Annotated in this window: 19 protein-coding genes; 11 read left to right on the plus strand and 8 right to left on the minus strand. The window is 69.1% G+C overall.

All coding sequences use genetic code 11. The features are described 5' to 3' along the window. The first annotated feature begins 37 nt into the window (after window positions 1-37). Complete coding sequence (locus BRESU_RS07585; RefSeq protein ID WP_013268952.1) at window positions 38-3,067, plus strand: calcium-binding protein; 3,030 nt, start codon at window positions 38-40, stop codon at window positions 3,065-3,067. On the opposite strand, the gene BRESU_RS07590 is transcribed toward BRESU_RS07585, so the two are convergent. The 3 genes from BRESU_RS07590 to BRESU_RS07600 are packed head-to-tail and all read right to left on the minus strand — an operon-like array spanning window position 3,064 to window position 4,278. Then, window positions 3,064-3,396 carry a hypothetical protein gene (locus tag BRESU_RS07590; protein ID WP_013268953.1) on the minus strand — a complete coding sequence of 111 codons (333 nt, stop codon included), beginning with the start codon at window positions 3,394-3,396 and terminating at the stop codon, window positions 3,064-3,066. The genes BRESU_RS07585 and BRESU_RS07590 overlap by 4 nt on opposite strands. Then, the gene (locus BRESU_RS07595) at window positions 3,393-3,965 is read right to left on the minus strand and encodes an arylesterase (RefSeq protein ID WP_013268954.1); all 573 of its coding nucleotides are present in this window, start codon (window positions 3,963-3,965) and stop codon (window positions 3,393-3,395) included. The genes BRESU_RS07590 and BRESU_RS07595 overlap by 4 nt, the downstream gene beginning before the upstream one ends. 7 nt (window positions 3,966-3,972) lie before the next feature. Beyond that, on the minus strand, window positions 3,973-4,278 hold the full coding sequence (locus BRESU_RS07600) for a hypothetical protein (protein ID WP_013268955.1): 306 nt from the start codon (window positions 4,276-4,278) through the stop codon (window positions 3,973-3,975). Window positions 4,279-4,443: 165 nt separating this feature from the next. On the opposite strand from BRESU_RS07600, the gene BRESU_RS07605 reads away from it, so the two are divergent. Continuing rightward, complete coding sequence (locus BRESU_RS07605; RefSeq protein WP_013268956.1) at window positions 4,444-5,640, plus strand: alkaline phosphatase family protein; 1,197 nt, start codon at window positions 4,444-4,446, stop codon at window positions 5,638-5,640. Between the two features lie 70 nt (window positions 5,641-5,710). After that, window positions 5,711-7,108 (plus strand): Do family serine endopeptidase, encoded by a 1,398-nt coding sequence (locus BRESU_RS07610; RefSeq protein WP_013268957.1) that lies wholly within the window; start codon window positions 5,711-5,713, stop codon window positions 7,106-7,108. On the opposite strand, the gene BRESU_RS07615 is transcribed toward BRESU_RS07610, so the two are convergent. Continuing rightward, window positions 7,105-7,521 (minus strand): VOC family protein, encoded by a 417-nt coding sequence (locus BRESU_RS07615; RefSeq protein ID WP_013268958.1) that lies wholly within the window; start codon window positions 7,519-7,521, stop codon window positions 7,105-7,107. The genes BRESU_RS07610 and BRESU_RS07615 overlap by 4 nt on opposite strands. Window positions 7,522-7,564: 43 nt before the next feature. Between BRESU_RS07615 and BRESU_RS07620 the strand changes: the two genes are divergently transcribed. From BRESU_RS07620 to BRESU_RS07630, 3 genes are all read left to right on the plus strand, one after another. Then, window positions 7,565-8,869 (plus strand): replication-associated recombination protein A, encoded by a 1,305-nt coding sequence (locus BRESU_RS07620; protein ID WP_013268959.1) that lies wholly within the window; start codon window positions 7,565-7,567, stop codon window positions 8,867-8,869. Between the two features lie 68 nt (window positions 8,870-8,937). After that, window positions 8,938-9,393 (plus strand): hypothetical protein, encoded by a 456-nt coding sequence (locus BRESU_RS07625; protein ID WP_013268960.1) that lies wholly within the window; start codon window positions 8,938-8,940, stop codon window positions 9,391-9,393. 67 nt (window positions 9,394-9,460) lie between these two features. After that, complete coding sequence (locus BRESU_RS07630; RefSeq protein ID WP_013268961.1) at window positions 9,461-10,207, plus strand: RluA family pseudouridine synthase; 747 nt, start codon at window positions 9,461-9,463, stop codon at window positions 10,205-10,207. Here the strand turns inward: BRESU_RS07630 and BRESU_RS07635 are convergent. Further along, window positions 10,155-11,369: a hypothetical protein gene (locus BRESU_RS07635; RefSeq protein WP_013268962.1), complete on the minus strand. Its 1,215-nt coding sequence runs from the start codon at window positions 11,367-11,369 to the stop codon at window positions 10,155-10,157. The two genes, BRESU_RS07630 and BRESU_RS07635, sit on opposite strands and share 53 nt — an antisense overlap. A gap of 76 nt (window positions 11,370-11,445) precedes the next feature. Here BRESU_RS07635 and BRESU_RS07640 point away from each other — a divergent pair, with 76 nt between their 5' ends. Next, window positions 11,446-11,973, plus strand: a complete 528-nt coding sequence (locus BRESU_RS07640) for a CC0125/CC1285 family lipoprotein (RefSeq protein WP_041761435.1) — start codon at window positions 11,446-11,448, stop codon at window positions 11,971-11,973. On the opposite strand, the gene BRESU_RS07645 is transcribed toward BRESU_RS07640, so the two are convergent. Then, window positions 11,957-13,120 (minus strand): hypothetical protein, encoded by a 1,164-nt coding sequence (locus tag BRESU_RS07645; protein WP_013268964.1) that lies wholly within the window; start codon window positions 13,118-13,120, stop codon window positions 11,957-11,959. The two genes, BRESU_RS07640 and BRESU_RS07645, sit on opposite strands and share 17 nt — an antisense overlap. Window positions 13,121-13,365: 245 nt before the next feature. After that, window positions 13,366-13,806, minus strand: a complete 441-nt coding sequence (locus tag BRESU_RS07650; protein WP_013268965.1) for a DUF2214 family protein — start codon at window positions 13,804-13,806, stop codon at window positions 13,366-13,368. A gap of 48 nt (window positions 13,807-13,854) precedes the next feature. Here BRESU_RS07650 and crcB point away from each other — a divergent pair, with 48 nt between their 5' ends. The 4 genes from crcB to BRESU_RS07670 all read left to right on the plus strand — a co-directional run bounded on the left by crcB (window position 13,855) and on the right by BRESU_RS07670 (window position 16,880). Next, the gene (crcB, locus tag BRESU_RS07655) at window positions 13,855-14,250 is read left to right on the plus strand and encodes a fluoride efflux transporter CrcB (protein WP_041762256.1); all 396 of its coding nucleotides are present in this window, start codon (window positions 13,855-13,857) and stop codon (window positions 14,248-14,250) included. Further along, a complete protein-coding gene (locus tag BRESU_RS07660) occupies window positions 14,247-15,299 on the plus strand; it encodes an RluA family pseudouridine synthase (RefSeq protein WP_013268967.1) in 1,053 nt (350 codons plus the stop codon). Before crcB ends, BRESU_RS07660 begins: the two co-directional genes overlap by 4 nt. Window positions 15,300-15,450: 151 nt before the next feature. Continuing rightward, window positions 15,451-16,125: an HAD-IA family hydrolase gene (locus tag BRESU_RS07665; RefSeq protein ID WP_013268968.1), complete on the plus strand. Its 675-nt coding sequence runs from the start codon at window positions 15,451-15,453 to the stop codon at window positions 16,123-16,125. Further along, window positions 16,122-16,880, plus strand: coding sequence for an ATP12 family chaperone protein (locus BRESU_RS07670; RefSeq protein WP_013268969.1), 759 nt, complete (start codon window positions 16,122-16,124; stop codon window positions 16,878-16,880). The genes BRESU_RS07665 and BRESU_RS07670 overlap by 4 nt, the downstream gene beginning before the upstream one ends. Window positions 16,881-17,184: 304 nt before the next feature. On the opposite strand, the gene BRESU_RS07675 is transcribed toward BRESU_RS07670, so the two are convergent. Continuing rightward, on the minus strand, window positions 17,185-19,371 hold the full coding sequence (locus BRESU_RS07675; protein ID WP_013268970.1) for a DEAD/DEAH box helicase: 2,187 nt from the start codon (window positions 19,369-19,371) through the stop codon (window positions 17,185-17,187). Between the last annotated feature and the right edge of the window lie 121 nt (window positions 19,372-19,492).

The following is a 19,492-nucleotide window of genomic DNA, read 5'->3' on the forward strand; positions in this document are numbered from 1 at the left end:
CGCGTCAGTAGCGACGCGCTTGATCAGGTGAGACGACGTGCCGACCTACAATGGAACTCCTGGAAACGACACGACGCGCGGGTCTGCTGGCGATGACGACATCTCGGGGCTGGGCGGCAACGATATCCTGGAGGGGATGGGCGGCAACGACTTCATCACCGGCGGCGACGGCGACGACGTTCTTCTGGGCGGCACCGGCACCGACGTCCTGTTCGGCGGGGCGGGGGACGACCTGCTGTGGGGGGGCGGTTACGGTAATACGGGCATCGCGACCCCGGATCAGGTGCGGGACGATCTGGACGGCGGCGAGGGCAATGACTCCCTGCTCATCGGACGCAACGACGTCGCCCTGGGCGGCAATGGCGACGACGAGTTCGAGATGGAGGGCGAGGGGGCCGAGTCGTGGACCGCGACCATGGACGGTGGCGCGGGTCAGGACATCGTCGACCTGACCTTTGTCCGCTATCGCACCATCGTCTATCTGGACCCCACCGGAGGCACCGAGGGTCTGGTGTTGCGGAACATGGAGCTGGTGGCTCTGGGGGGCTACGGTTCGAAGGTGTTCGGCGGAGCCCGCGTGGACGTGGTCTTCGGAGGTGCTGGCATCGACGACATCGATGGTGCCGGCGGCGACGACTTCCTGACGGGCGGAGGCGGTAACGACATCCTGGCGGGTGGCGACGGCGCGGACGTGCTGGTCGGCGGCAGCGGCAGCGACCTTCTGACCGGCGGGGCCGGGGCGGACATCTTCGGCTATCTGTCGGCGCAGGACTCGCGGGCGGGCAGCCTGGACATCATCCAGGACTTCCAGACCGGCCTCGACGTCATCGATCTGACGGACCTCCAGCCGACCAGCGTCACCCTGAGCCAGGATGGCGCCTATACGCTGGTCTCGGCCCAGACACCGGGCGGGGCCTTTGCGGTGCGCGTGCTGGGCACGATCACCCTGGGCGACGTGATCCCGACGTTCGCCGGCCTGACCGTTCAGGGGACGGCGGAAGGGGACGTGCTGAGCGGCACGGATCGCAGCGACACCTTCTACGGCTACGGCGGCGACGACGTCCTGTCGGGCGGCGGCGGCAACGACGTCTTCATCGGCGGGTCGGGGAACGACACGATGATCGGCGGACAGGGCGACGACGCCTATGAGGTGACCGAGGCCGGGGATGTCGTGACCGAGCAGGCGGGCGAGGGCAGCGACACCGTCTACAGCTATCTGGACAGCTACACCCTGGCGGCCAATGTCGAGACGCTGGCGCTGGTGGGGTCGGCCCGGGCGGGCATCGGCAATGCCGGGAACAACACCCTGATCGGCAATGCCGGGGCCAATCTGCTGGTCGGCGGGGCCGGGGTCGACCGGATGGTCGGCGGCCAGGGCGACGATTTCTATGAGGTGACCGAGGCCGGCGACGTGGTGGTCGAGGCCGCCGGCGAGGGCACGGACACCGTCTATTCCTATCTGGAGACCTATACGGCCTCGGCCAATGTCGAGCGGCTTGAGCTGGCCGGGCGGGCGCGGAACGGGTCGACCAATGCGGACGGCGGGACCGTCATCGGCAACGCCCTGGACAACACCCTGACCGTCGGCGGCGGCTCGGCCGTGCTGATCGGCGGCGGCGGCAGCGACACGGCCGTGATCGGCGGGGCGCGGGCCGGGTTCACGATCGCCACCAACAGCGGGATCACCACCGTGACCGGCGGGGGCCCGGACGATCACACTGGCCGGGGTGGAGCGGATCCAGTTCTCGGACCAGGTCGTGGTCCTGACGACCGGCCAGACCCTGGTCGGAACCCGGGCGGCGGCGAGGTCCTGAACGGGGCCGACGGCTATGACAGCCTCTATGGCAACGGCGGCAACGATGTGCTGTTCGGCTACGGCGGGATCGACGTCCTGGTCGGGGGCGACGGCGCGGACATCATGGTCGGCGGCGACGGCGACGACACCTATGAGGTCAGCGAGGTCGCCGACAACATCCAGGAAGGGGCCGGCGAGGGCTTCGACACCGTCTTCGCCTATGCCAGCGGCTATACCCTGGCCGCCAACACGGAATCACTGCGCCTCGTGGGGTCGGCGACGACCGGCTACGGCAATGCGGGCGACAACACCCTGGTCGGCAACGGGCTGGACAATCTGCTGGTCGGCGGAGCCGGCAACGACACCTTCTACGGCGGCACGGGCGACGACACCTACGAGGTCACCGAGGCCGGCGACGTCGTGGTCGAGGCCGCCGGCGAGGGCATCGACACCATCTTCAGCTACGTCACCTACACGCTGGGGGCCAATGTCGAGAACCTGCGTCTGGTCGGCACGGCCGTGAACGCCACCGGCAACGCGCTGAACAACATGATCGTGGGCAACGACGGCAACAACGTGCTGATCGGCGGGGCCGGCAACGACATCATGGTCGGCTCGCTCGGCAACGACGCCTATGAGGTCACCGAGGCGGGCGACGTCGTCTACGAGGCCGCCGGCGAAGGCACCGACACGGTCTATTCCTACATCGACACCTACCAGATGTCCTTGAACGTGGAGGCGCTCTACCTCGTCGGTTCGGGCCGGGTCGGGCTGGGCTCGACGGGCAACGACACGATCGTCGGCAACGGGCTGAACAACATCCTGAACGGCAACGCCGGCAACGACATCCTGACCGGCGGGGCGGGCGTCGACCAGTTCTGGCATCTGGCCGGCGGAGGCCATGACCGGATCACCGACTTCTCGACCGGCTCAGGCGAGATGATCGTCCTGTCCCAGAGCCAGTTCGCCAACTTCGCCGCCGTCCAGGCCGCCATGACCCAGTCGGGATCGAACGTGATCATCACCGTCAGCGAGACGCAGTCGCTGACGCTGAGCAACGTCACCATCGGACAGTTGACGGTGCACAATTTCGCCTTCAACGGCCCCCCCGCCGGTGCCCCGGTCTCGCCGCTCGAGGAGACTGCGTCCAAGGCGGCGAGCCTGCAGGCGTGGGACGCGGACGCCGTGACCTGGCATGACGGCCCGGCGCTGCCGCATCACGACGCAGCCCTGCCCTGGCTGCCGACCCAGATCCAGGATCACTGGGTCTAGGCGCCCGGCTCCAGCCCGGCGAACCAGTCGGCATAGATGGTGGTGCGGGCCATGTGGCGGTTCAGGTCGGGGCTGGCGTCCGTCCACCAGACGGGTCCGCGCTCGCCCAGCGCGATCTTGGCGTCGTCGACCTGCCTGCGGGCCTCGGCCATCGCCGCTGCGTCGCCGGAGCGCCGGGCCAGCCGCACGGCGTTTCGGCCCCGCATGAGGTCCGAGACCCGCTGCTGCCGTTCGGCCTCCGGCAGGGCGGGGTTGGACCTGCGCCAGAGCCGCCCCCGGACCACGAAATATCGGCCGTCCGGCGTGTCGGGATAGACCGGCGCCGTCATCCCCTCTTCCGGATGTGCTGGCGGGACAGCGCGTGATGGACAGCCGGCGCGAGCCGTTGCGCGATGAGGGCAATGCCCTGCGCATTGGGGTGGATCCGGTCGGGCTGGTTGTAGCGGGGATCCAGCGCGACGCCGTCCAGAAGGAAGGGATAGAGCGGGATGTCGTGCCGCCGTGCCACCGCCGGGAAGACGGCGTCGAAAGCGGGCGCATAGCCGGTCAGCCACGGCGGGGCGCGCATGCCGCACAGCAGCACATCCATTCCGCGGGCCAGCAGACGCGAGACGATGGCGTCGAGCGTCGCCTCGATGCGGTCGGGGGCGCGGACCTGCATCATGTCATTGGCCCCCAACGCGACGACACAAAGACGGGTGCGGGGCGGCACGGCCGTGTCGATCCGGGCCAGACCGTCGCCGGTCGTGTCGCCGTGCACGCCCGCGCCGATGACGGTCGCCGGGACGTCCAGGCGGGACAGGGCGCGCTCCAGCTGGACGGGCAGGGCCTGGTCCACGGACAGGCCGTAGCCGGCCGACAGGGAGTCGCCCAGCAGGGTCACCACCGGCCGGTCCATCGTCGGATCAGCCCTTCGCCGCCTGGCCGCCCATCTCCGTGAAGGCGGCCTGGATCACGGCCACGTCGTCGTCGTTCCCGACATCCACCGAGACCTCGATCCGCCCGTTGAGGGCCCCGTCGTTGCGCTGGGGCTGGCCGGGCGCGGCGGAGGCCTGATCCGAGCCGGAGACGTCTTCGCCGGCGGAGTTGGCGGCCCCCTCCGGCGCGACGAAGATGTCCGTACGTTCGATGCCGTGTTCCTGGACCAGACGTTCGATGGCGAGCTCGGCGTCGCGACGGGTGGCGAAGGTGGTGTTCAGCGTCTGGCTCATGGTCCGGCTCCGGTGAGGGTTGGAAGGCTGAACGCCCTGCTGTGGCGAGCGCTCCGTCGCCGCGCGGTTTTGCCCGGCCGCGGCGGGCGTGGTCGGACGACCGGGTGTCGCCGCCCTGTCTCATATCGACCCTATGCCGGACGGCTTCTGCTTCAAGGCCGACCCATGCCGCGTCTTCTGATCGTTCTGCTGACCCTTTTCCTCGCTGGCTGCGCGACCGCTCCGGCGGGTCCGCCGCAGTCTCGACCCCTGACCCTCCTGATCTCCATCGACGGGTTCCGGTCGGACTATCTGGACCGGGGCGCGACGCCGGTGCTGGCGGGACTGGCGGCCGAAGGGGCAACGGGGCCGATGCGGCCGTCGTTTCCCAGCCTGACCTTCTCGAACCACTACACGCTGGTGACCGGGCTGCATCCCGACCACCACGGCATGGTGGGCAACAATTTCGACGATCCGGTGCTGGGCCGTTTCAACCAGGCACGGAAGGAAACCGGGTGGTGGAACGAGGCCGAGCCGATCTGGGTCACGGCCGAGACGGCGGGGCTGACCGCGGCGACCATGTTCTGGCCGGGGTCGGAGACGGAAATCCGGGGGCGGCGGCCGACGTACTGGCGGCCCTATGACAGCGCGGTCAGCAATGAGGCGCGGGTGGATCAGGTGCTGGCATGGCTGGACCTGGCAGACGGGCGGCCGGATCTGGTGACGCTGTATTTCGACGTGGTGGACACGGTGGGCCATGCGACGGGGCCGGGGTCACCGGAAACCCTGGCGGCGGCGGGTCAGGTCGATGCCGCGATCGGCGGGCTGGTGCAGGGGCTGAAGGACCGGGGTCTGTATGACCGCACGACGCTGGTGATCGTGTCGGACCACGGCATGGCCCCCATCCGCCCTGACCAGACCATCTATCTGGACGATGCGCTGCCGGCGGGCGCGCTGGACGTCATCTACGCCAGCGGGGTCGCCTATCTGGCCCCGATGCCGGGTCATGAGGCGGCGGTGGATGCGGCCCTGATCGGGCGCAAAGACCACTACGAATGCTGGCGGCGTGGAGAGCTTCCGGCGCGGTTCGTGCTGGGCACCAATCCACGCGTGCCGCCGATCGTCTGCCTGGCCGACATCGGCTGGTATCTGGCAAGCCGTGCGCGGCCCCTGAGGTCACCGGGCGGGGCCCACGGGTTCGACAATGCCTCGACCGAGATGCAGGCCCTGTTCATCGCCCGTGGGCCGTCCATCCGGACGGGCGTGGTGTTGCGGGACATGGACAGCGTCGATGTGCAGCCCCTGCTGGGGCGGCTTCTGGGGATCGCGGTTCCGGTTGGGGACGGGCGTGCGGCCGATAGTCTGCCGGCCATAAGACGGTAAGACACCGCCTTGATGCGGCCCGAAATCGGTACAGATATGGGTGTCCGCTATGACTGAACCCTGGAATGCCATGAAGACCTCGACCCTCGCCCTGACCGCGGCGCTGGCTCTGGCCGCGTGCGGGAATGCCAACTCGACCAAGGCCCAGGACGGCGTGTTCGCCGAGCCGACGAACCGGACCACGCCGACCGACGTCTCGACCATGAAGCAGAGCTTCTCTCCGGTCGTGCGCGAGGCAGCCCCGGCGGTGGTGAACATCTCGGCGCGATCGATCCAGAGAGTGCAGGCGGACCCCTTCTTCCAGATGTTCGGCGGCGGGATGCCGCGGGAGCGGGTGGCGGAATCCGCCGGCTCGGGCGTGATCGTGCGGTCCGACGGCATCGTCGTGACCAACAACCACGTCATCGAGGGGGCCCAGCAGATCCGGGTCGTCCTGAATGACCGGCGCGAGTTCCCGGCCGAGGTGATCCTGGCCGACGAACGCAGCGACATCGCGGTGCTGCGGCTGACGGGGGTCACCGAGCAGCTGCCGGTCCTGGCCATCGACGACCGCGAGGAACAGCAGGTCGGCGATCTGGTGCTGGCCATCGGCAATCCGTTCGGCGTGGGCCAGACCGTGACCAACGGGATCATTTCGGCGCTGAATCGGACCGAGACGGGCATCAGCGATTCGGGCTCGTTCATCCAGACGGATGCGGCGATCAATCCGGGCAACTCCGGCGGGCCGCTGGTCGACATGGACGGCGACGTGATCGGCATCAACACGGCCATCTTCTCGCGGTCGGGGTCCTCCTCGGGGGTCGGGTTCGCGGTGCCGGCCTCGATGGTGCGGCGGGTGGTGGATTCGGCGCTGGGCGGCGCGACGGCGGTGGTGCGGCCCTGGCTGGGCGTGAAGGGCGACAGCGTGACGGCCGATATCGCGCGGTCGCTGGGTCTCGCGCGGCCGCAGGGCCTGATCGTCACCGACGTCTATGCCAACGGACCCGGCGCGCGGGCGGGACTGCGCGAAGGCGACGTCATCACCGCCATCGACGGGGCAGAGATCAACGACCAGGGCGGACTGAACTTCCGGATCGGGACGCGGGACCCCAACGATTCCGTCGCGGTGACGGTGCTGCGGGAGGGGCAGTCCCAGACGCTCAACGCCCGGGTGCAGAGCCTGCCGGGCGACGCCAAGGGCAATGGCCAGACGATCGAGCAGGGCCCGTTCGCGGGGGCGCAGGTCGCGGCGCTGAACCCGGCGCTGGCCGACCGGCTGGGCGGCGATCCCTTCGCCAGCGGCGCGATCGTCACCGACGTGGCGCGCAACAGCTATGCCTATCGCGCCAACGGCTTCCTGCCGGGCGATGTCGTGACCCAGATCGACGGGCGGCCGGTGCGCGACCTGTCGGCGATCCAGCGCGCCACGCGGGGGTCGGAGGTGTCCATGCTGCGGCAGGGCCGGGCGATGTCGGGGCGGGTGCGTTAGGCTTTGATCGGCGCGGCGATCGACCAGGTGTGACCGAACGGGTCCATGACCCGGCCGTAGCGGTCGCCCCAGAACTGGTCTGCCATCGGCATCAGCGGCACGGCCCCTGCGGTCACGGCGCGGTTCCACCATTCGTCGGCGTCGTCGACCTGGAGGTGCAGGGCCACGCCGACGGGCACGATGTCCGATGCGTTGCCGTATTCGGGGAACTCGTCCGAGATCATCACGACGCCGTCGTTGATCAGCAGCCGGCTGTGGAGCACCCGCTCGCCGTCGTCGGCGAGGTTGCGGAACAGCTCCTCGGCCCCGAAGGCGGCGCGGTAGAACTCCACTGCCGCCTGACCGCCGCGCGACGGGATGGTCAGATAGGGGATGACGCCGCCGGTCGGGGCCGCAGGGGTCTGATCGGTCATCGTCTGTCCTTTGTCCGGGCGCGCGAGCGACCTACATAGCGTCATGAGCGATCTTTTCGAAGCCTCCGGCATCCATCCTCCCGACGCGCCCCTGGCCGACCGGCTGCGGCCCGCGTCGCTGGACCAGGTGGTGGGGCAGGATCATCTGCTGGGCGAGGGCGGGCCGATCCGGCGGATGATCGAGGCCGGACGCCTCGGATCCATGATCCTGTGGGGGCCGCCAGGGACCGGCAAGACGACGATCGCGCGCCTGCTGGCCAAGGCAGCCGGCTATCAGTACCAGCAAATTTCGGCCGTGTTCTCGGGCGTGGCGGACCTGAAGAAGGCGTTTGAACAGGCGCGGGTCCGGCGGGCGGCCGGGCAGTCGACCTTGCTGTTCGTGGACGAGATCCACCGCTTCAACCGCGCCCAGCAGGACGGCTTCCTCCCGTTCGTGGAGGAGGGGGTGGTGACCCTGGTCGGGGCCACGACGGAGAACCCGTCGTTCGAGCTGAACGGGGCGCTGCTGTCGCGCAGCCAGGTCTTCGTCCTGAAACGGCTGGACGATGCGGCGTTGAATCAACTGTTGATTCGCGCTGAGGCGGAGGAGGGTCTCCCCCTGCCGCTGACGCTCGAGGCGCGTCAGGCGCTGCTGGCCCTCGCCGACGGGGATGGTCGATACCTGCTGACCATGGCCGAGACGCTGTTCGCCCTGCCGCCCGAGCCGCTGGACGTCCAGGCCCTGGCGGCGACGCTGCAGCGGCGGGCTCCGGCTTACGACAAGTCGAGAGAAGAACACTATAACCTCATATCTGCGCTGCATAAATCGGTGCGGGGATCGGACCCGGATGCGGCCCTGTACTGGCTGGCGCGGATGTTGAACGGCGGCGAGGATCCGCTGTATCTCGCCCGCCGGATCGTGCGGATGGCGGTCGAGGACATCGGCGAGGCGGACCCGCTGTCGCTGCTGGTCGCCAATGCGGCCAAGGACACCTACGACTTCCTCGGCAGCCCCGAGGGCGAACTGGCGCTGGCCCAGGCGGTGGTCCATCTGGCGACCGCGCCCAAGTCGGTCGGGGTGTACGAGGCCTTCAAGGCGGCGAAACGGGCGGCGGCCGAGACGGGCTCGCTGATGCCGCCGGCCCATATTCGCAACGCCCCGACGAAGCTGATGAAGTCGCTCGGATACGGCAAGGGCTACCAGTACGACCCCGACACCGAGGAGGGGTTCTCGGGCGCGAACTTCTTCCCCGACGAGATGGACCGGCGTGTCTTCTATAAACCGAAGGGCGAGGGGCACGAGGAGAAGGTCAAGGCCCGTCTGGAACGCTGGGCGGCGATGCGGGCGGCGAAGTCGGGCACGAGCTGACGCGGTCGAGGTTGCCCGTACGGCCCAGAGGCGTATCGTCGTTCCCCGGACATCCTTGGGAGGGGACGATGGTCAGCATCATGAGCGACACGCGGTCGGGGCGGACGCCCTGGCATTACTGGGTGGTCGGGGTGATCGGGCTGCTGTGGAACAGCTATGGGCCCTTCGACTACACGATGACGCAGACGGGCGGAGACGCGTATCTGCGCGGGGTCGGCATGACCGATCCCCAGATCGCCTATCTCCATGCGATGCCGGTCTGGATGACGGGCGTCTGGGCCATCGGCGTGTGGGCCGGGCTGCTGGGGGCGATCCTGCTGCTCGCGCGGCGCAGGCTGGCCTTTCCGGTGTTCGTGGCGTCGCTGGCGGCGTTTCTCATCAGCCTGGTCTATAGCTATGGCCTGTCGAACGGGGCGGCGGTCATGGGCGACACGGCCCTGATCATGAATGGGGTCATCCTCGCGGGGTGTCTGTTCCTCGTCTGGTATTCGCGGATGATGGCGGCGCGGGGTTTCCTGCGCTGATTGCAGACGCCTGATCTGAACCGAAAACCGCTTACACTTTTCGGGATCAGGCTCTAACTCCGGGCGTGTGACCCTGAGAACCCCCGTATCCCTGACCGAAGACGAGATCGCCGCCGTAAGGTCGTGGGTGATCCACGAGGATGCCTCGGTGATCGCCTTCGCCAAACCGGCGGGGCTGTCGAGCCAGGGCGGGCGGATCCAGGCGCATACCCTGGACGACCTGCTGTGGGCCTTCGCGCGGTCGAACGGGAAGCGGCCGGAGCTGGTGCACCGGCTGGACCGGGACACCTCCGGTGTCATCCTCGCGGCGAAGACCAAGCCGGCGGCGAGCTTTCTGGGCAAGGCGATCCAGGCGCACCGGCTGACCAAGACCTATCTGGCGCTGGTCTCGGCCGCGCCCGAGCCGCCCCAGGGCGACATCAATGTGCCGCTGGTGCGCCAGGAGATCGGGCGCGAGAGCTACATGCGGGTCGCGGCCTTCGACACCAAGGGGGCACAGGGATCGCGCAGCCGGTACCGGACCCTGGCGTCCAGCGACGACGGGGCCCTGGTCGAGCTTCAGCCGTTCACCGGCCGGATGCACCAGCTGCGGGTGCACATGGCGCACATCGGGCGGCCGCTGATCGGGGACGTCCGCTATGGCGGGGCCCTGACGGCGGGGGGGCGGGCCGCGCCCCGGCTGATGTTGCATGCAGTGTCATTGACGTTCCCGCATCCCGAAGGCGGGGAACGGACGGTGACCGCGGGCCTGCCTGAGGATTTCAGCGCGCTGGCAGCGTCTCTCGATCTGGGATCGGGCTGGCCGAAGGGTTGAAGGCGACTTCGGTGCTGCTGTGGGTGAACCCCAGGGCGCGCAGCCGTTCGGCGCTACCGGCTGGCGCGTCCAGGGCGATCATGGCGCGGAACGATCGTTTCAGCGACTCGCTGCGGGAGGCCAGCAGCCGCACGGTCTGCATGGCCTGGGTCCCCTGACGCGATAGCGGCACTGTCAGACCGGCGAAGCCGATGCCGGCGAACGGAGTCAGGGACCCGTGTCGTTCGGGAAGGCGCGCCAGGGCACCGCGACAGAGGGTGCGGGCCATGGACACGGCCTCGTCCATCCGGCTGGGCGGCGTTCCGAGGTCCATGTCGATGATCTCGAACAACCCGCCGGTCTTCAGCGCCACACTGCCGGCTCTATGGGCGATCAGCGCGGCACGCCCGCGCCGGTTCAGCAGGGTTCGATACGAGACGGGAATGATCAGGGCGACGTAGCCGGCGGCCTGGTCGCCCATGGCGAACAGGGAGGCATAGTCCAGGCTGGCCTCGTCGATCCGGATCAGATCGGCGTCCGTCAGATCGTCCCGTCCGGATGCGTCGAGCACCATGTTCGTCTCGGTATCCACGATGGCCTGGGACAGGTGGAGCGCCGTCAGCACGCCATGCTGAAGGCTGGTGACCGGCCGGGGCGCGAAGTCCACGCGCAGCACGCGCCCCGACACCGACTTGAAAAGCAGGGGATTCTTCTCGGCCTCGCGAACCGGGTCCGGGGCCATGGCGGCCGACGACCGGGGGGCATCCTCCAGCTTGGGAATGCGGGTCGGGTCCAGGCTACTGCTGACGACTTCGCCGTCCCGGATATCCTCGACCCGACGCAACCGGATGTCGGCACGGTCGAGGTGGCCGATGAAGTGCAGGAGCACCTCCTCCAGCACGCGCAGACAGACCGCCTGGGCTGCGCTGGCATAGTCGGTGACGACCGCCACCAGAAAAGTGGTGTCATCGACGCGGAGCAGCAGGTCGTGCGGCCCCAGCCTCTCCTGCAGCTTCTTTGCCGTGAACTCCCAGACGAGTTCCTGCTTGCGGGCCCACATCGGCCCGGCCCGGTCACGGATGGCGTCCAGCCCGATCAGGTTGACGCAGCCGTTGGCCAGCAGTTCGGAACCCTGCAGCGCGTGAAGGCTTTCGGACAATGAACCGGCGCTGAAGGTTTGCATGGCCGGATAGTCCTCGCTTCGAAGCCGGCTTCCGATTTTTGACAAACACACGCCCCGAACAAAAATGGGTACTGACATGTCCAAGCGCTTCAATCCCAATCGCGTTGCCTTGGCGGGCGTAATCGCAACCGTCGTCCTGACCACCTCTGCCTGCGCCAGCCTGGCCCCCTACGGACCCCAGGGCGGACCGGGCGGTCAGGGCTATGCCGAGCAGCGGATCGAAAGCGACCGATATCGCGTCAGCTACAACGGCGTGGGGGCCCCGGGTCCGGTCGCGGACATGGCCCTGTTGCGCGCCGCCGACCTGACGATCGAGCAGGGCTATGACTGGTTCGAGGTGACCCAGCGCTACATCAACGGTCGCCCAGACAGCGCAGGCGGATTCCGGCCCAGCGTCTCGGTCGGGGTCGGCTCCAGCTCGGGTCGATATGGCGGATACCGCTATTCGGGCACGAGCACGGGCGTCGGCGTCGGGCTGAATTTCCAGGGACCGTCCCCGACCTCGACGGTGCTCGAGGTCCGGCTGGGACGCGGGGCCAAGCCGGACAGCGTGGAGGCCTACGACGCGCGCGAGGTGCGTTACAGCCTCAGCGGCCGCGGGTAAGCGCGCGGTATTCGACCAGGCGTTCCTTGTCGCGCCGGACCTGGTCGCCGACGGTGTTGTCGACGTCCAGCGAGGCGTAGCGGACCCAGCCGTCGACGCCCAGCTTGTCCTTCACGGCCGCCGTTGGCGTCTGCCAGCGGAAGAAGGACAGCCACGACACCAGCACGGCGAGGACGAGGGCGATGCCCTGCAGGACCCGGAAGCCGCCTTCGTTGCCGGCCGGCGCCGGCCAGAAGGCGAACACGGCGATCCAGACCAGCAGCACCAGCGGCGTCGTGATCCGGCCGACCCAGCGCATCCAGTAGCGCTCGCGACGGGTGCGCCACAGGGTCATCTGGGCGAACTTTTCCAGATACTCCATGCGCGCGCCGATCCACAGGACCAGCCGGGTCAGGAAGAGGGCGCGGATGCCCCAGCCCTTGCCGTCCGTGGCGAACTGGGTCTCGGCCTGGTCAGACAGGGCGCGGGCGTTCGTGAACAGGTTCTGGAGTTCGCGGGTGCGCTGCACGACCTCGCGGGACAGCTCATAGGAATCGTTCTCCAGCCGGAAGCGGTACTGGACGAACAGGATCGACGACACGCCGAAGAAGATGCCGAGGGTCACGAGCATGCCGAGGACGGCAAGACCGAGCCCCTGGGGCTGGCCGCCCGTCCATTCGGCGAAGAGGCCGGGGCCGAGAACGGCGAGGGCGGCAAAGGCGATGAGGGCCATTGCCTGCGTCAGGCGCTTGGTGATCACATGAACGCGCAGAGCGTTGAACACGCGGCGGCCGTAACCGTAGATTCGGCCCCGGATGTCGGCGTCGGCGGGGAAGCGCTCCTCGATCTGTCGATTGAACAGGACGTGGAAGCGGTCCGGCTTGTTCTCGGTCTCCCAGAACGGAAAGATGTCGAGCGGCTGGTTGAAATACTGGTCGATGTTGGCCGAGATCACCCGGATCGCCTCGGGATCCATGGTGAAATAGTCGCTCTCCTGGATCGGACGCAGGATGCCGTCGTCCGAGGTCGTCGGGTTCGGCTGGGGCGGCGGCGTGGCCGGCGGAGGCGTGCGCGGGATGGTGTCGGCCGGCGGCGCAAGGGGAGCCTCCGGCGTATGCGGGATCGGTTCCACGGACGGATGCGGCGCGTGAGGATCGTCGTGTGACATGAGAAAGGCCGTGAACCCCTGCGAACTCTGACCCGGCAGTATGACAGACCCCGCCGCCGGGCGGACGGTGTTCTCTCGCGACGCGAAGCTGGATATCGCCGTTAACCGTAGCAGGCGGCAAGTGACGTTTTGGTCAGGTAATCCTGCCCCGTTGGGCGAAGGCAGCCGCTGAACCCGATGCCAATGGGTGGGCAGGCTCCCTGGCCACGCGAGCCCGGACAGTGGATAAGCGCACCCAGCTCGGTCTAGAGCGGCCAGCGCGCCATCGCCGCAGCGAACCCCACCAGCGGGAGCAGCAGCAGGACCTCGATCCGGACCCAGAGGGCCGTGCGGGCGACCGCGGAAGGGGGCGGGCGGAAGCCGGCGTCGGCCTTCAGCGCCCGGCCCCATTTGATGAACTGGATCGTCGGCATGACAGACAGAAGGACGATGACGGCGAAGGTCGCGATCTTGGCCCAGAAGAAGGGGTTGGCCTCGTACGCCACCCAGCCTTTGGCCCCCCAGACGATGCGGGCCACGCCCACGGCGACGACCAGGGCGGCCACCCCGCCGTAGCCGCCGTCTAGCTTCGTCAGGCGCGCGACCGGCACCGGGTCGGCGCGCAGATAGGCCAGCTCCATCGCCAGCATGATCGCCAGTCCGAACACCAGCAGGTGGTGGACGATGGCCAGGACCAGATCGAGCATGGACGCCTCCCTGTGCTTTCGGCGATTGCGCGCTATAAGCCCCCGATCATGACACGATTTCTGCTGGTCGCCATCGGCGGGGCCCTGGGCTCCATGGCGCGCTATGGCGTGGGGCTGGCGGCCGGGCGGCTGTTCCCGGCCGGGGCCTGGCCGTGGGGGACGCTGGCGGTCAATGTCGTCGGCGGTCTGGCGATGGGCCTGCTGGTCGGTTGGATAGGCCTGCGGGCCGAGGCGTCGCAGGAGACCGTGCGAGTGTTCGCCGCCGTCGGCATCCTCGGCGGGTTCACGACCTTCAGCGCCTTCTCGCTGGAGACGGTGCTGATGATCGAGCGGCGGGACTATGGAATGGCGGCGGCCTATGTAGGGCTGTCGGTGGTGCTGGCGATCGCGGCGCTGATGGCGGGATTGATGATGGCGCGACGGGCGTTTGGAGCGGCATTGTGAGTTACGATCCCAAGGAAACCACACCCGCCGCGCCGGAGCCCAAGGGGCCGGTCGGCGCGCGCGAGGCCCAGATCCTGTATGTCGCCGAGGCCGAGGACGGCATCCGGCTGGACCGCTGGTTCCGCCGGCGCTGGCCGCATCTGTCGAACATCCAGGTGCAGAAGATGGCGCGCGGGGGCCAGATCCGCGTCGACGGGGCCCGCATCAAGCCCGAGGGACGGCTGACGGCGGGCGCGGCCGTGCGGGTGCCGCCGATCCCTGAGCCCATCGTGCGCGCGCCGGGCGAGCATATGGCGTTGACCCCCGCCGACATCGCCTTCGCCAAGTCCATGGTCATCTATGAGGACGATCTGGTGATCGCCCTGAACAAGCCGTGGGGCCTGGCCGTGCAAGGGGGCACCAAGACGACGCGCCACGTCGACCGGCTGCTGTCGGCCTGGGGCGAGGGGATGGAACGCCCGCGGCTGGTGCACCGGCTGGACCGGGACACCTCGGGCGTCCTGCTTCTGGGCAAGGGACCGGAGGCTGCCAAGCGGCTGGCGGGGGCGTTCGCGCGGCGTCAGGCCAAGAAGACCTACTGGGCCATCGTGATGGGTCTGCCCAAGCCCGCCGACGGCCAGATCAGCGTTCATCTGAAGAAGTCGGGCATCAACGACTACGAGATCATGCGTCCCGCCGACCCGAAGGACCCGGGGGCCGAACCGGCCGAGACCGCCTATGCCGTGATCAGCCATGCGGCGCAGCGCGCGTCGTGGATGGCGCTGCGACCCTTCACCGGCCGGACCCACCAGTTGCGCGCGCACATGAAGGCGATCGGCCATCCCATCCTGGGCGATCCAAAATACGGCGACGACGCCTCGACCCAGCTGAGCGGGCCCTTGAAGCTGCAGTTGCACGCGCGGCGGATCGAACTGGACCATCCGGCGGGCGGGACGCTGGTCGTGGAAGCCCCGATCAGCGCCGAGCTGCGGGCCGGCTTCGAGCATTTCGGCTTCGACGAGAACGAGTCGGACCACGATCCCTTCGCGGGGGTGAGGCGGCAGCGATGATGGCAATCCTCACCCGTAGGGGGAGGGGGACCGCCGCGCGCTTGCGCGGGGGTGGAGGGGGCTCGCCCCACACTCCGGCATTCGCGGTAGGCCCCCTCCGTCACGGCGCGAAGATGCGCCGCGCCACCTCCCCCAATGGGGGAGGATTTCGATGAAGCGCCCTCTGGCGGTCTTCGACATCGACGGGACCCTGGTCGACAGCCGCGCGTCGATCCTGCAGGCGGCGACCGAGGCGGCGCGGGATCTGGGCCTGCCCGATCCCCACTATGACCGGGTGCGCCAGATCGTGGGCCTGAGCCTGCCGCATGCCCTGGCCGTGCTGGAGCCGGACCTCGGCCCGGCCGAGCTGGAGCGGTTCACCGAGGCCTTCCGGGCCAGCTTCGGGCGGATGTTCGACGCGGGCCACGAGGAGCCGCTCTATCCCGGGGCCCTGGACACGCTACGTCGCCTGCATCGCGACGGCTGGCGGCTGTCGCTGGCGACGGGGCAGAACCGGCGCGGCGTGGCGCGGAACCTGGCGCGCGAAGGTTGGGGCGAACTGTTCGTATCCTCCCACTGCGCCGAGGACGGCCCCGGCAAGCCCGATCCGGCCATGCTGCACGCCGCGATGACGGCGGCCGGGGCCGGCGCGGCCGACACCATCATGATCGGCGACACGGCCCATGACATCTCGATGGCGCTGAATGCCGGGGTCCGGCCGCAGGGCGTCGCCTGGGGGTTTCATACGCCCGAGGAACAGATCGCGGCGGGCGCACCGCATGTCGCCACCGACTTCGCCGACCTGGAGGTCGCGCTGGACCGTTTCGCCTCGAGAGCCTTCGCATGAGCCATATCCCGCCGCTGGACCCGCGCGTCGCCGCCAAGAAGGGGTTTCGCGAATCCGAGGAACGGCTGAAGCGGTTCTGGAAGGACGCGTCCGTTGCGCCGGACGGAGAGGGCCATGTCGTCCTGCTGGACGGGCGGGCCCCCAAGACTCCGGCCCATGCCCGAATGGTCCTGCCGACCGAGGCGGCGGCGCGACTGGTCGCCGACGAGTGGGCGGCCCAGGGCGAGTTCATCGAACCGGGCACCATGCCCGCCACCCGGCTGGCGGCCACCGCCATCGACCGGGTCAGCCAGACGCGCGAACCCGTAGCCGACGAGATCGCCTCCTATGTGGGGTCAGACCTGCTCTGCTACCTGGCTGAACACCCGACCAATCTGGTCGCCGAGCAGGCGCGGGACTGGGCCCCGTGGCGGCACTGGGCGGGGGCCGAACTGGGCGTCCATGTCGAGGCCACCCAAGGCATCATCCACCGGCCCCAGCCGCCGGAAACCCTCGCCCGGGTGAAGACCCTGGCGCTCGAGCTGGACGACTTCGCCCTGACGGGGCTGGCGACGGCCGTCCCGCTGTTCGGCAGCGCGATCCTGGGACTGGCCGTGCAGCGCGGTGCCCTGTCGGGCGCGGCTGCGTTCGAGATCAGTCGCCTGGACGAGGCCTTCCAGGAGCGACAGTGGGGCGTCGACGCCGACAATGCCGAACGCACGGAGGCCCGCCGCGCGGAGGCCGCGCTGCTGGACCGGTGGTTCCGGGCGCTCTAGGGCGTTTGTCGGCTGAGTTGGCGCGGCCGTCGCTCAGGTTCATCACAGCGAGCACAGCGAGGTCACGGAGGACACGACGGGACCGAGCGGTAGTCGCGCTCGTCGATCGCTCCTGGCACCGCAACGAGACCGGGGGCGGCGTCGCCGCCGAGCCTCGCTTCGGCGGACGTTGCTCAGAAGGAAGGGCCCGGCGGTGGTGCCGCAGTCCTGATCCCGTTGTGCTCGCCGTGGCCCGCTGTGGTCGCTGTGATGAACCGCTCGCTGGACATCCCTGCGTCAACCGGAGCGCTGAGGGTTCTGGCCCCTAGCCGTTCGGCTTCTTCTTGTTCTTGAACGGCTTCTTGTCACCCGCGGGCTTGGCGGCCGGCTTGCCGCGCGCGTCCTTGGCGGCCCAGGGGCGGTCGCCGCCCTTGGGTTTGCCCTTCCACGGCTTTTCGCCGGGGGCTGAGGGCGTGGCATCCGAGGCCGGAGTCCAAGGGGTCTTCGGACGATCCGGGTCGTCCCGCTTGACCCACGGCTTCTTGCCCTCGGGCGTCGGGGCGTCGGCTGTGCGTTTCACCCAGGGCTTCTTCGCCGGGGCGTCACCGGTCTCGACCTTGCCGGCCCAGGGCGTGCGCTCGACCGCTTCGGGATTGTCGCGTTTGACCCAGGGCTTCTTCTCGCCGGTCGGAGCGCCCTCGCGCTTGACCCACGGCTTCTTCTCGAAGGGCGGCTTGTCGCCACGGGGTGCGCGGTCGCCCTCGGTCTTGTTGGCCCAGGGCTTGCGCTCGGCGCGCTCCGGGCGCTCGCCGCCGACGGGCGTCTTGTCCCAGCGGCTGGCGGGGCGCTCCTTGGGCCCGGGCGCGACGGCGTCCTGAACGGTCACGCCGTCCTCCGTCGAGGCGGCCACGGCGGCCTTGAACTTGGCCTTGGCCTCCTTGGTGATCTCGAACTTGGTCTCGCGGTCGAAGATCTTGATCGAGCCGATGTCGCGCTTGGTCACATGGCCGATGCGGCAGATGGTGGGCAGCAGCCATTTCGGGTCGGCGTTCTTGTCGCGGCCGATGTTGATGCGGAACCAGGCCATCTCGCCGCCGCGGGCGAAGTCCTGGAACGGGGCGTCGGTCTGGCCGCGGTCGTTCTTTCCGGTCTCCTGCTGTCGCTTCATGCGGTCGTCGTCATAGACGTCTTCCGGCGCGGGCAGCTTCTGGCGATAGAGGCGGATCAGAGAGGCGGCGACCTGTTCGGGCGTGGTGCGCTCCAGCAGCAGACGGCCCAGTTCCAGCGCCTCGGCGTCCTCGACGGGGGCGGTCAGGGCCGGGTCGGCCAGCAGGCGTTCGCGGTCCTTCTCCAGGATCATCTCGGCGCTCGGCGGTCCCGACCATTCGGCGACGATCGCGGCCGACTGCAGCATCAGCTCGACCTTGCGGCGGCGGGTGTAGCTGACCAGCAGGACGGAGACGCCCTTCTTGCCGGCGCGCCCGGTGCGGCCCGAACGGTGCAGCAGGCCGGCCTTGTTGACCGGGATCTCGGCGTGGATGACCAGACCCAGATCGGGCAGGTCCAGACCGCGAGCAGCCACGTCGGTGGCGACGCAGACGCGGGCATGGCCGTCGCGCAGGGCCTGCAGCGCCTCGGAACGGGCGCTCTGGGTCAGTTCACCGGACAGGCCGACGACCGAGAAGCCGCGCTCGCGCAGGGAGGCGGTCAGGTGCTTCACCCGCTCGCGCGTGTTGGCGAACACCAGGGCGCCGGGAGCCTCGAAGTACCGGAGCACGTTGACGACCGCGAGTTCGATCTCGTTGGGGGCGCAACGGATGGCCTTGTATTCGATGTCGGCGTGGGACTTGTTGCCGGCGACGGTGTCGATGCGGATCGCGTCGCGCTGGTAGGTCTTGGCCAGCTGGACGATGTCGCGGGCCAGGGTGGCACTGAACATCAGGGTGCGGCGGGTCGGCGGCGCGGCGTCGAGGATGAAGGTCAGGTCTTCCTGGAAGCCCATGTCCAGCATCTCGTCGGCCTCGTCGAGGACGACGGCGCGGGCCTCGGACAGGTCCAGCGCGCCGCGCTCCAGGTGATCGCGCAGACGGCCGGGCGTGCCGACGACGATGTGGGCTCCGCGCTCGAGCGCCCGACGCTCGACCTTGGGGTCCATGCCGCCGACGCAGGAGACGATGCGCGCTCCGGTCTGGGCATAGAGCCAGGTCAGCTCGCTGGCGACCTGCTGGGCCAGTTCGCGGGTGGGGGCGATGACGAGGGCCAGGGGCGCGCCGAAGTCGGTAAACCGCTCGGCCTCGCCCAGCAGGGTGGGGGCGAGCGCCAGGCCGAAGGCGACCGTCTTGCCCGACCCGGTCTGGGCCGAGACCAGAAGGTCGCGTCCGCTTTCGGCATCGACGCTGCCGTCCTCCGACAGGGCGGCTTCCAGCACGGCGGCCTGGACAGGCGTCGGCTCGGCATAGCCGCGTTCGGAGAGGGCGCGGTCGAGCGCGGGATGACTGGCGGGGAAGGGCATATGAATTCCGTAGTGCGCTTCGCCCGGATTGGCGAGGCGTGAGCGTCTTTGGGTCGTTTCGGGAGGGCGGGGCGTATGCTCCCCGATCAAGGCCGAATGGTGGTGGTGGCCGAAAGATGTC

The sequence above is a fragment of the Brevundimonas subvibrioides ATCC 15264 genome (assembly GCF_000144605.1).
GTDB lineage: Bacteria > Pseudomonadota > Alphaproteobacteria > Caulobacterales > Caulobacteraceae > Brevundimonas > Brevundimonas subvibrioides.

Bases quoted from the DNA above. Each gene is read 5' to 3' on its own strand.
- BRESU_RS07590 (WP_013268953.1), bottom strand. From the start codon at position 3,396: ATGACGGCGCCGGTCTATCCCGACACGCCGGACGGCCGATATTTCGTG.
- BRESU_RS07595 (WP_013268954.1), bottom strand. From the start codon at position 3,965: ATGGACCGGCCGGTGGTGACCCTGCTGGGCGACTCCCTGTCGGCCGGC.
- BRESU_RS07600 (WP_013268955.1), bottom strand. From the start codon at position 4,278: ATGAGCCAGACGCTGAACACCACCTTCGCCACCCGTCGCGACGCCGAG.
- BRESU_RS07605 (WP_013268956.1), top strand. From the start codon at position 4,444: ATGCCGCGTCTTCTGATCGTTCTGCTGACCCTTTTCCTCGCTGGCTGC.
- BRESU_RS07610 (WP_013268957.1), top strand. From the start codon at position 5,711: ATGAAGACCTCGACCCTCGCCCTGACCGCGGCGCTGGCTCTGGCCGCG.
- BRESU_RS07615 (WP_013268958.1), bottom strand. From the start codon at position 7,521: ATGACCGATCAGACCCCTGCGGCCCCGACCGGCGGCGTCATCCCCTAT.
- BRESU_RS07620 (WP_013268959.1), top strand. From the start codon at position 7,565: ATGAGCGATCTTTTCGAAGCCTCCGGCATCCATCCTCCCGACGCGCCC.
- BRESU_RS07625 (WP_013268960.1), top strand. From the start codon at position 8,938: ATGGTCAGCATCATGAGCGACACGCGGTCGGGGCGGACGCCCTGGCAT.
- BRESU_RS07635 (WP_013268962.1), bottom strand. From the start codon at position 11,369: ATGCAAACCTTCAGCGCCGGTTCATTGTCCGAAAGCCTTCACGCGCTG.
- BRESU_RS07640 (WP_041761435.1), top strand. From the start codon at position 11,446: ATGTCCAAGCGCTTCAATCCCAATCGCGTTGCCTTGGCGGGCGTAATC.
- BRESU_RS07645 (WP_013268964.1), bottom strand. From the start codon at position 13,120: ATGTCACACGACGATCCTCACGCGCCGCATCCGTCCGTGGAACCGATC.
- BRESU_RS07650 (WP_013268965.1), bottom strand. From the start codon at position 13,806: ATGCTCGATCTGGTCCTGGCCATCGTCCACCACCTGCTGGTGTTCGGA.
- crcB (WP_041762256.1), top strand. From the start codon at position 13,855: ATGACACGATTTCTGCTGGTCGCCATCGGCGGGGCCCTGGGCTCCATG.
- BRESU_RS07665 (WP_013268968.1), top strand. From the start codon at position 15,451: ATGAAGCGCCCTCTGGCGGTCTTCGACATCGACGGGACCCTGGTCGAC.
- BRESU_RS07670 (WP_013268969.1), top strand. From the start codon at position 16,122: ATGAGCCATATCCCGCCGCTGGACCCGCGCGTCGCCGCCAAGAAGGGG.
- BRESU_RS07675 (WP_013268970.1), bottom strand. From the start codon at position 19,371: ATGCCCTTCCCCGCCAGTCATCCCGCGCTCGACCGCGCCCTCTCCGAA.